The organism is Methylomonas rosea (genome assembly GCF_024505055.1).
Taxonomy (GTDB): Bacteria; Pseudomonadota; Gammaproteobacteria; order Methylococcales; family Methylomonadaceae; genus Methylomonas; species Methylomonas rosea.
This window is the reverse complement of the sequence record NZ_JANIBL010000096.1, coordinates 1-9,692: the sequence shown is the minus strand read 5'-3', so window position 1 is coordinate 9,692 and position 9,692 is coordinate 1. Positions and strand designations below refer to the sequence as shown.

Below are 9,692 nucleotides of genomic sequence, written 5' to 3'. Positions count from 1 at the left end.
CATGCCTTGCCCCGTCGGCGGATCGATAGCCGGCGGCACAATTGCCCGGGTGGCCGACTGGCCTTTTGTCGGTTTAGTCAGTTTTGTCAGTATGGGGTGGCCCGCGTTTTCGCGTGGATAGATCAGCCACCCCCGGCGGCCATGGTGGCCCGCAATCGGGCGCGGTAGCCGGGTGGCTATCACCCATGCAACAGAAGCACGGCGGCATAGGTGGACACTGTTAGCATGTGGCTTTTTGTATTTCCAAAAAATCACCCAGCGAAAAAATAGCTAGGGCGACGCAAAGGATAGAGCAAGCCCTAGACTTTTGACCCCCCCACCCTTTAGGATTGCTGCCTGGTCTGATCCACATGCAACCCAGCCAAACCAACACGGCGGCGCTGATCCTGATTGCTGTTGCCGGATGGCAGGGTATCGGCAATCGATAACCGGCGGGCCATGGGATCAATACCGAATAAAAACGGGGGCCCCCCCCTACTGACAAAACTGACTAAACCGACAAAAGGCCGAAGGTGGGGATTGATGCCGGGCTGTGACTGCCTGACCTGATCCACATGCAACCCAGCCAAACCAACACGGCGGCGCTGATCCTGATTGCTGTTGCCAGGTGGCAGAGTATCGGCAATCGATAACCGGCGGCCTATGGGATCAATACCGATAAAAACGGGGGCCATAAATAAAAGTTTTTGGCGAAGCCGTAGCACTGGCGTAGCACCAATAAAAAAGGCCTAGGTGAAAAAACACCTAAGCCTTTGATATATATGGAGCTGGCGATGGGACTCGAACCCGCGACCGGCTGATTACAAATCAGCTGCTCTACCAACTGAGCTACACCAGCAAATTATTTGCGCATTATACCTGTAATTTCGAACTTTTCCAGCATTAAGTTTAGTTGGCTCGTCGAATTGCAGTCACACCCCTTGAATACTGCTCAGCATACTGCCAATGTAATTGAGCGTTTCATGCAGAAAAACAATTAGTTCATCCAGTTTATCTTGCACAAACACCAGGAAATGACTGTGATTGAAGTTTTGATCTTTGTAAAAACTCAAACCATTGTTAATGGTATTGGCCCCCATCAACAACATGATGAATGCCGCAGCTTTCAACATTAAACCGCGTAGTTTCACACTCATTTTGCCGAAGGCGACGCTGATAAACAGCATCATCGGCAAAGTGCCCGCTCCAAATGCCAGCATCAACGCTCCACCTTCCAGCAAGGTAGTGGCTGTGGTAGCTTTTACAGCCATCGCAAACGTCAGCATGCACGGCATCAAGCCGTTCAATAGGCCAGCGATAATTGAACCTAGCAGGGGTCCCTTTTGATTGGCCGCAGCGTAGCCTTTGCGCAATACCTGCATTGGAATCAAGCGTATCGAGCCTTGCCAGGGTATCCAGCCCAATACGCCTAGCGCCAACACGATCACGACCGCGCCCATCAACATTTGCAGGATACTCTGGATCTTGCCGAACAAACCGCTGGAAACCAGCACCACGCCCAAAGAAGCAGCCAATACGCCTATCAAGGTATACACGGAAATTCGGGCGGCTTGATAGGCAATATACGGTAGATAACTGCGGCTTTTCCCAGCCCGCATGAAATAACCGGACACCAGCGCCCCACACATCCCCAGGCAGTGCCCGCTGCCCAAGAATCCGGCCACAAAAGCCAGGGAATAATCAAATCCCGTGGCCGCAGCCATTTCGGTCATGCCGTGCATGGCATGATCCATACCTTCCATATTGTGTTCCATTTATTTGTTCAATCGAAGTGAGTTGACGATGACGGACACAGAACTCAAAGCCATCGCCGCGGAAGCAATCATCGGATTGAGCTTGCCTAACGCCGCCACCGGAATGGCAACGGTGTTATAACCAAACGCCCAAAACAGATTTTGTTTAATGACGCGAATGGTAAATGCGCTAAGTTCGATAGTATCGGTGACCTTACCGATATCGCCTTGTACCAGGGTCAGATCGGCGGATTCGATGGCAATATCGGTACCGCTGCCGACTGCAAAACCAACATTGGCTGCCGCCAGCGCCGGCGCATCGTTGATGCCGTCGCCGATCATGCCGACATTGTGCCCTTCATCCTGCAATTGCCGAATAATTTGCAGCTTTTGCTCGGGTTTGGCGTTAGCGACCACATCGGCTATGCCAACTTTATCCGCGATGTAATAAGCTGTTCTTTCCGTGTCGCCGGTTACCATCATGGTTTTGATACCCAATTCGTGCAAACGCGTAATTGCTGCGGCAGCTTCCGGGCGCGGATTATCGGCAATCGCGAATAGGGCTGCTTCCTTGCCGTTGATCGCCATATAAACCGGGGTTTGCCCTTGATCGGCAAAATTGTCGGCCTGCTCAACTAAGCGGCTTACATCAACTTGCTGATTCTCAAGCCACCCCCGATTTCCCAGCAGCAATTTGTAGCCGTCCACCTCGGCCCGAATACCGTGACCGGTTTCGCTGTAAAAATAAGCGCAATCCTGTAACTCGACACCCGCGTCGCGGGCATAGGCTACCACCGCTTTGCCAAGAAAATGCTCTGAGTTGTTCTCGGCGGATGCAGCCAGCATCACTAACTTGTTTTCAGCCAGACGGGATAATTTATAGACCTTGCTCACCCTGGGTTTGCCCTCGGTGATGGTGCCGGTCTTATCGAAAACGATAGCGTTCAGTTTACTGGCAATTTCCAGACTTTCGCCGTTGCGGATATAGACGCCCTGCTTAGCCGCCTGACCGGTGCCGACCATGATTGCCGCCGGCGTCGCCAACCCAAGCGCGCACGGACAAGCGATCAACAGCACGGTGATGGCATTGCCGAAAGCAAACGCAAACGGCGCGCCGGCTAGCAGCCAACCCACCAGCGTCGCGCCGGAAATAGCCATCACCGCTGGTACGAATATCGCCGAAATTTTATCGACCTGTTTTTGAATCGGCAGTTTCGCAGCCTGTGCTTGGTCGACCATATGTACGATGCCCGCCAGCACGGTATCCATGCCTATCGCTGTGGCCTTGATATGCAACACGCCGTTGCCGTTGACACAACCGCCAATTACCGCATGGCCAACACTCTTCACCACCGGCATGCTTTCGCCGGTAATCATCGCCTCATCGACCGTGGAAAGACCGACAATCACCACACCGTCGGTGGGAATTTTTTCGCCCGGCCTGACCAGCATTACATCGTCGATCTTGATGTCGTCAACATCGACACTGCGTTCGCTACCGTCATCCAGCAACAAAGTCGCGGTTTGCGGTTGGAGATCAACCAATTTACGGATCGCTTCGCCGGCCTTGCCTCTGGCCCGCTCTTCTAAATAGCGCCCCAACAACACAAAAGTGATAATCGCCGCCGCCGCTTCGAAATAGACATGGCCGCGCCGCCGGAACAGAGATGGAATGCTGTAACCATACGCAGAGCCCACTCCCAGCGCGATCAAGCTATCCATATTGGCTGCGCGCTGTTTGGCCAGCTTATACGCCTTGCTGAAAAATTGGCTGCCGGTGCCGAACACCACCTGGGTAGTTAGCGCAAACTGCAACCAATGCATCCAAGTCCGCCCCCCCATTGTCATGGCGATCATCACCACGGGGGCGGTTAATAGCCCTGCCCATACAAATCGACGCCGGGCTGCGTCAATTCGTTGCAACTCCTTTTCGATGAGCTTCTTCCGCTGCGACAGCGTGTCGATGGGCATAGCGCTATAACCCAGTTTTTCGATTTTATCGATCACCTCTGCTTTGCTGATCTGGCCCTGCACCGTAACGGTTTCTGTGGCAAAATTAACGCCGGCTTTTTTAACCCGTTCGTCGCGGTTCAATACCATTTCGATCAATAGCGCGCAGGAGGCGCAACTCATGCCCTGCACCGCCAAATCGACTTCTTGCAGAGGTCCGTCGAAGGTTTTTTTCTTGTCTTTTTTTAGCTCGGTTTGCTTCAGTGCAATATTCCCCAATACCGCATCCAGCATAATCAATAGACTTTTCGTCGGTAAACGGTCCGAATCGAATTCTATGACTACCGAACCGATCTGAAATACCGAGCGTACCTGTTTAATTTCCGGGCGCTTTTTCAGCAGGATTTCCAGAATGTAGCCGCGCTCCGGTTCGTTAAGCAACACCGGCGTGATAATCCGAATCCGATTTTTTAGCTGGTGTCGAACGGAAAAATTCGCGTAGTTTCGAGTATCGGTTTCCATAGGCGACTGAGGATTTGATTGACGAGAAAGCTGATCCCATGAAGAACAAGGGATCAGCATTGGCAAACTCTATTTAGGCCTGCGCGAACGCACTAACAAGAAAAACATATAAAACACAGCCATCCATTCATAACGATGCACGATGGGCTTGACCAGCCACTCTTGGGTGATGCGGGTCCAATGGGTTTTTATCAAATACAAGACCAATACATCGTTCAAGAAATCTATCGTGGCTTTTTCGGGGTCCTTAAACAGGGCTTTCGGGCCTTTGGTACTGATTTTGCCGATAATTTTGGCCGCATGTACCGTTTCCTTGCCGGCTTGATATTTATTATTAAACCACCCGCCAATGCGAGTGCCTTTCAAGCGTTTTTTGATGCCGAGGACAGATTTTTTAGCCTTCTCAGCCAGAGGTTTACTTTCGAAATAACCTTGCTGCTCCAGTTCGGCAAGAATTTGAAACAGCTGTGCCGCTACACTGGTAAAGCCACAGATAGCCTCATCGTATCTGATTGATAATTTGCCCTGCCCGCGATACAGGCTGACGGATTGGACGCCGTTGATCGCACCAAGCTTGGTGCTTATCAATGTTGCCACCGTCGGTTGACAAGCTTGCGCGGGCACCTGAAAACGCACATGACCGTCATGGCGGTAACGTAGTACAAATTCTTTTTGGATTGCCATAGTCAACAGGGAAAAGTAAAACGGGCGGCCCTGCTTTAGCAGCGACCGCCCGTTTCAAGTTACAGCCAAATGTCCAAGAATCGAACGGGGTTAATTGCCTTCTTTCGCTTCGGCAACGATGTCTTCGAGATTTTCTTTTTGATGCAACACAAAATCCTTGCCGGCATCAATAGTTTTTGTGGCGCTGGAAATAATTTCCTTTCTGTATTTGTAAACAAAATAGCCCGCCACCATGCCTGCACCGAACACCAATAGAGGGTGTTTCGCTAATTTAGTCATCAATTTTCCTCCAGTGTTTACAGTTGCAGTGGCTAGTGTACCAGCCACCACCTGCTTAGTCATGGATGAATCGTTCGAGCTCTTCTTTGGGTTGTGAACATGTGCCATATGCGTCCTCGCTGCTGGTTAAGACTGGGGCTGGATTGAATCGTCGGCGTCTTCAGGTAAAACCTGTGCTTCATGCAACATTTGATAGATCCCCTTGCAGCCCTCGCAGCAAAAGCGCTTGTCGCCTTGCAGGGTTTTTAATCTAAACCCTTCAACTTCAACGGCTAACCCGCAAAGATCGCAGCTTTTCTTATTATCATCCATTGTTACACGAACTCACTTATTACCTGTGCACATTGCAGGATTATAGCGCCTAAATAAACCTGGTAAACACCAGGCGCAAAACTAAAGCAAGCACCACCAAGGCCATTACAATTAGGAAATTCAATAGCCCTAAAGCGGGCCAAATCAGCAACAGTTAGATACATATCCGGCGCTAGCGACTTAAATTATCGTTTGCCGTGTGCTGCCCGGCTGGATGCCTTCATCAACGCAATTCTCAGGGCGCCAGTCAAGCTGGCGCTCAAACCGAGACGCATCGCCAAGGCAGGTACCAATATCATTGAGGCCACGGCCAAGCCTGCGCCAAGCACCAAGCCGGCGGTGTTGATTTGCTGTGCCACGACTTCTTGATTTACAACAATTAATTCTTGAGCCATTAACTCACCTCACGCAGAAAAAATTAAAAATCCACCGGAGGTAAAAAGCATAAAGAGTGCCAAAATATAATCATTTGATTATATTGACTAAAAGTAAAAACGCTTTAAAAAACCATCAAAAACAAGGGAAATGCCTCGTTATTTTTAAGTTATTTAACATAGTTTTTTAGAACGCAGTCAAAAAAATCCCCAGCCCTGCATCAGCATCCAACGCATGCCTTCGACACAAAAACTGGGGATTTATTGAACGTCTAGCGCCCGCAACGAGCAATAGACAAAGTGACGGAACTATTCCTGATCGAGGCCAAACGCTTTGTGTAGCGCACGCACCGCCAATTCCAGATATTTCTCATCCACTACAACGGAAATCTTGATCTCGGACGTAGAAATCATCTGGATATTAATCCCTTCGTCGGCCAACACCTTAAACATGGTGCTGGCAATGCCCGCGTGCGAGCGCATGCCGACGCCGACGATAGACACTTTGACGATGCTGCTATCGCCGATGATAGTCGTATTGCCACCCAAATCAGCACGCAAGCTTTCCAACACTTTCTGCGCCCGCATAAAATCATTGCGATTCACGGTAAAAGTGAAGTCGGTCGTGCCGTTGGCGGAAATGTTCTGCACGATCATGTCCACTTCGATATTCTCGGCGGCAATCGGCCCCAGGATTTTTGAGGCCACGCCCGGCAGATCAGGCACGCCGGTCAAGGTCAGCTTGGCCTCGTCCCGGTTAAACGCGATGCCTGAAATTAACGCTCTTTCCATTTCTGATTCCTCGTAGGTAATTAGGGTGCCGTTGCCTTCCATGAACGAAGACAACACGCGCAATTTGACATTGTATTTGCCGGCGAACTCGACCGAACGGATTTGCAAGACTTTAGAACCCAGACTGGCCATTTCCAGCATTTCTTCAAAAGTAATGCGATCCAGCCGGCGGGCTTTCGGCACCACGCGCGGGTCGGTGGTGTAAACACCATCGACATCGGTGTAGATATGACATTCGTCAGCCTTTAAGGCCGCCGCCAATGCCACACCCGTAGTATCCGAGCCGCCACGACCCAAGGTGGTGATGTTGCCATGCTCGTCCACCCCCTGGAATCCGGCCACGACCACCACCCGGCCAGCATCCAAATCAGCTCGCATATTAGCTTCGTCGATTTCCCGAATCCGCGCTTTGGTGTGCGCGCTATCGGTGAGAATCCGCACTTGTGCGCCGGTATAGGAACGCGCTTCGCAACCCAACTGGTGTAGAGCCATCGACAGTAAAGCAATCGTCACCTGTTCGCCGGTGGACAACAACACATCCAGTTCCCGGTCGGTCGGCTGCGGCTGCATCTCTTTCGCCAAGGCCACGAGGCGATTGGTCTCGCCGCTCATCGCGGACACCACCACCACAATCTGATCGCCCGCATCGCGAGCGTTTTTTACTTTCTCGGCGACCGCCTTGATACGTTCCACCGTACCAACGGAAGTGCCGCCAAATTTATAGACGTACAATGCCATGTTTTTATTGACCTTCTAGGCTTTCTAACACCCCCAAACTCCCTCTCCCTCAGGGAGAGGGTTAGGGTGAGGGAATAATGTGTCGCTATCGCGACTGATTTTTTAATGCCGGCATCCGCCGACAAACGGTATAAATGATTTAGCCTAACTAGGCAGAAGGCGCAACAATAACGCTGTAATCAGCATAATTTGCAGCATACCGACACCGACAATCCAGCGTATCATTTCGGCTTTATTTTCCGACATTTTGGCTTGAAGCTGTAATTCAGATTGCTTAATGTCCCGACGTAGATCGGTTTCGAGCTCAAGCAAATCGTATTTAGCAATCACTTGATTTTCATCAGCGAGTGACGGCTTCCGTCCGTAAAGATTTTCGCCCATCCATGGGACGAAAATCGGGACTCCACCGTCACGGTGATTGCCTGCGGCGGCCCTGGCCGTCCGCGTCACCTCGGCTTTGACCCAGCAAGGGGTTCAAAGCCTTGGCTCTCGCATGACTCGACGCCGTTTCGCGAGGCCTTGCAGTTTTTCTACTCGAAAAACCGCCCGGCGCTACGGCTTCCAGGGACTACTCGGCCTTCGCTCGCTAGCGCTTTGCTTTCCGGGCCTCGCAGCGAATGTTCGTTAATGTAGTGTCGCTATCGCGACAGGTTATTTTAATGTCGGTTCTCGGACCGACAACCGAGATACTTTCTTTTGCATCGCCAAAAGAAAGTATCCAAAGAAAAGGCGACCCGGATGCCACTTATTCCCTGCGCTCCTCGCTTTCGGCGGGGGTTGCCGAAAGGGGCTTCCTGCCCCTTCGGCAACGCGATGCATCCTTGCATCGCCCCTTCGGGCTAATCCCGCCAAAAGCTCCGGTGCTCGGCACGGCATACGGGACGAAAACCATCCCGAAACTAAAAGAAAATCAATAAACACCAAATATATAATTCTGCCGACACAAGTGGAGATTTAGTAGCGATTGACACACTACACTATGTGAGGCGCGTTCTAAGAACTTTCGATGACCTCAACATGCTCTGGCATTTTCCCATTTACATTTAACCAATATTTATATCGCTCTAATTTTTCTGAGTAGATTAACCGAAAAGTATCGCCCCTCATCATACCCAATATACTGTTTTTACCACCAGATACTGGGGGAATATAAATTTTTGCAAGGAACCCATACATCAAAAGCTCATCAGAAAAATTATTTTTATGAATAACGGAAAACTTATCCTTCTTTATATTCTCATCAAAAATAACTTCACCCATAATAATATCTGAAATGGAAAACCAGTCATACTCATGACTTCCTGATGCTGAAATAAACGGAATTAGAGAAGCTAAATTTACAGAATATTTCTTTCCTGAAAGAACATCATCAACACTATTTTCATAATTAGACTTAATTTCTATATCATGTAATCGATTAAGTCTACTATGAATATACATGAAATCCTTTTCTTCACTTCCTGTAAATATACTTGGCTCAATATCAGACAAAGCCTTGCTCAGTTCTGCATTTTGCTTGCGAAGCTCATTAATTTCACTCAACAGCTCTTCGCTTGATACCTTGTCAGCTCTAACCCAACCAATTGCTGGAAACATTTTTATTGTTTTTGGCATACTCAGTGCCACAATTCCAGGCAACTCTTTAGAACTATTCCAGAACTTAACTAATCTGCCTGTAGCAACTTTTTCACGAAAAGATTGTAAGCGAGCACGGAGACCAGGATCGGACTCAGATTTCTCAAAACATATTTGATTTGGCTGTCCGTGCAATAATGCAATTACTTTTAACCCTCGATCGAGTGCATATTCATATTCTTGCTCGGTATAACTAATACCCGTCTCTGTTACCGAACCGTACCTTCCACCAATAATCAATAAATAATAATCACAGTCATCGATTATTCGTTTTATGAACTCAAATTGATCTTCATCAGTAGCCGGAAACAATTCCATTCCTGCAGGAATACAATCCAACTCCATCAAAGTCTGAATAACCCTATGTCTTTCGTCCTTTAGATCGGCATAAGTTGAGCTAACAAATACTTGATACCTCTTTTCCAAATTGTAACTCCGCTGTTTACCAAACTTATAGGTTCGTTAGTTAGAACACTGGATAACACTATCGCGAATCCAATCTACATAGCGGGTGGGTTTTATCCCGTATGCCGCGCCGAGCACCGGAGCTTTTGGCGGGAGTAGCCCGAAGGGGCGATGCAGGGATGCATCGCGTTGACGAAGGGGCAGGAAGCCCCTTTCGTCAACCCCCGCCGAAAGCGAGGAGCGCAGGGAATAAGCGGCGTCCGGGTGT

The 9,692-nt window shown here is 49.6% G+C and carries 11 protein-coding genes and 1 tRNA gene; 1 reads left to right on the top strand and 11 read right to left on the bottom strand.

Features of this window, described 5'->3' with window-relative positions; genetic code table 11:
• Positions 1-323 precede the first annotated feature (323 nt).
• The 10 genes from NP589_RS20555 to NP589_RS20510 form a co-directional block, all read right to left on the bottom strand.
• Positions 324-674 carry a hypothetical protein gene (locus NP589_RS20555; protein WP_256608643.1) on the bottom strand — a complete coding sequence of 117 codons (351 nt, stop codon included), beginning with the start codon at positions 672-674 and terminating at the stop codon, positions 324-326.
• Positions 675-762: 88 nt separating this feature from the next.
• Positions 763-838 (bottom strand) — tRNA-Thr (locus NP589_RS20550).
• 73 nt (positions 839-911) lie between these two features.
• Positions 912-1,754 carry a sulfite exporter TauE/SafE family protein gene (locus NP589_RS20545; RefSeq protein WP_256608642.1) on the bottom strand — a complete coding sequence of 281 codons (843 nt, stop codon included), beginning with the start codon at positions 1,752-1,754 and terminating at the stop codon, positions 912-914.
• Positions 1,755-4,205: a heavy metal translocating P-type ATPase gene (locus NP589_RS20540; protein ID WP_256608641.1), complete on the bottom strand. Its 2,451-nt coding sequence runs from the start codon at positions 4,203-4,205 to the stop codon at positions 1,755-1,757.
• A gap of 69 nt (positions 4,206-4,274) precedes the next feature.
• Entirely contained in the window at positions 4,275-4,889 is a 615-nt protein-coding gene (locus NP589_RS20535) for a hypothetical protein (RefSeq protein ID WP_256608640.1), read from the bottom strand.
• 90 nt (positions 4,890-4,979) lie between these two features.
• Entirely contained in the window at positions 4,980-5,231 is a 252-nt protein-coding gene (locus NP589_RS20530; RefSeq protein WP_225587427.1) for a hypothetical protein, read from the bottom strand.
• 63 nt (positions 5,232-5,294) lie between these two features.
• On the bottom strand, positions 5,295-5,480 hold the full coding sequence (locus NP589_RS20525) for a heavy metal translocating P-type ATPase metal-binding domain-containing protein (protein ID WP_064009366.1): 186 nt from the start codon (positions 5,478-5,480) through the stop codon (positions 5,295-5,297).
• Between the two features lie 185 nt (positions 5,481-5,665).
• On the bottom strand, positions 5,666-5,875 hold the full coding sequence (locus tag NP589_RS20520; protein ID WP_026601374.1) for a hypothetical protein: 210 nt from the start codon (positions 5,873-5,875) through the stop codon (positions 5,666-5,668).
• 288 nt (positions 5,876-6,163) lie between these two features.
• Positions 6,164-7,384 carry an aspartate kinase gene (locus NP589_RS20515; protein WP_064009364.1) on the bottom strand — a complete coding sequence of 407 codons (1,221 nt, stop codon included), beginning with the start codon at positions 7,382-7,384 and terminating at the stop codon, positions 6,164-6,166.
• A 144-nt stretch (positions 7,385-7,528) separates the two neighbouring features.
• Positions 7,529-7,765: a hypothetical protein gene (locus tag NP589_RS20510; protein ID WP_256608639.1), complete on the bottom strand. Its 237-nt coding sequence runs from the start codon at positions 7,763-7,765 to the stop codon at positions 7,529-7,531.
• A gap of 278 nt (positions 7,766-8,043) precedes the next feature.
• On the opposite strand from NP589_RS20510, the gene NP589_RS20505 reads away from it, so the two are divergent.
• Positions 8,044-8,301, top strand: a complete 258-nt coding sequence (locus tag NP589_RS20505) for a hypothetical protein (protein ID WP_256608638.1) — start codon at positions 8,044-8,046, stop codon at positions 8,299-8,301.
• Between the two features lie 76 nt (positions 8,302-8,377).
• Here NP589_RS20505 and NP589_RS20500 read toward each other — a convergent pair whose 3' ends face one another.
• Positions 8,378-9,445 carry a DUF4062 domain-containing protein gene (locus NP589_RS20500; protein WP_256608637.1) on the bottom strand — a complete coding sequence of 356 codons (1,068 nt, stop codon included), beginning with the start codon at positions 9,443-9,445 and terminating at the stop codon, positions 8,378-8,380.
• Positions 9,446-9,692 lie beyond the last annotated feature (247 nt).

What these genes read in the sequence shown, in the direction of transcription:
- NP589_RS20555 (WP_256608643.1), bottom strand. Translation starts at nt 674, where the DNA reads ATGGCCCCCGTTTTTATCGGTATTGATCCCATAGGCCGCCGGTTATCG.
- NP589_RS20545 (WP_256608642.1), bottom strand. Translation starts at nt 1,754, where the DNA reads ATGGAACACAATATGGAAGGTATGGATCATGCCATGCACGGCATGACC.
- NP589_RS20540 (WP_256608641.1), bottom strand. Translation starts at nt 4,205, where the DNA reads ATGGAAACCGATACTCGAAACTACGCGAATTTTTCCGTTCGACACCAG.
- NP589_RS20535 (WP_256608640.1), bottom strand. Translation starts at nt 4,889, where the DNA reads ATGGCAATCCAAAAAGAATTTGTACTACGTTACCGCCATGACGGTCAT.
- NP589_RS20530 (WP_225587427.1), bottom strand. Translation starts at nt 5,231, where the DNA reads ATGACTAAGCAGGTGGTGGCTGGTACACTAGCCACTGCAACTGTAAAC.
- NP589_RS20525 (WP_064009366.1), bottom strand. Translation starts at nt 5,480, where the DNA reads ATGGATGATAATAAGAAAAGCTGCGATCTTTGCGGGTTAGCCGTTGAA.
- NP589_RS20520 (WP_026601374.1), bottom strand. Translation starts at nt 5,875, where the DNA reads ATGGCTCAAGAATTAATTGTTGTAAATCAAGAAGTCGTGGCACAGCAA.
- NP589_RS20515 (WP_064009364.1), bottom strand. Translation starts at nt 7,384, where the DNA reads ATGGCATTGTACGTCTATAAATTTGGCGGCACTTCCGTTGGTACGGTG.
- NP589_RS20510 (WP_256608639.1), bottom strand. Translation starts at nt 7,765, where the DNA reads ATGGGCGAAAATCTTTACGGACGGAAGCCGTCACTCGCTGATGAAAAT.
- NP589_RS20505 (WP_256608638.1), top strand. Translation starts at nt 8,044, where the DNA reads ATGTCGGTTCTCGGACCGACAACCGAGATACTTTCTTTTGCATCGCCA.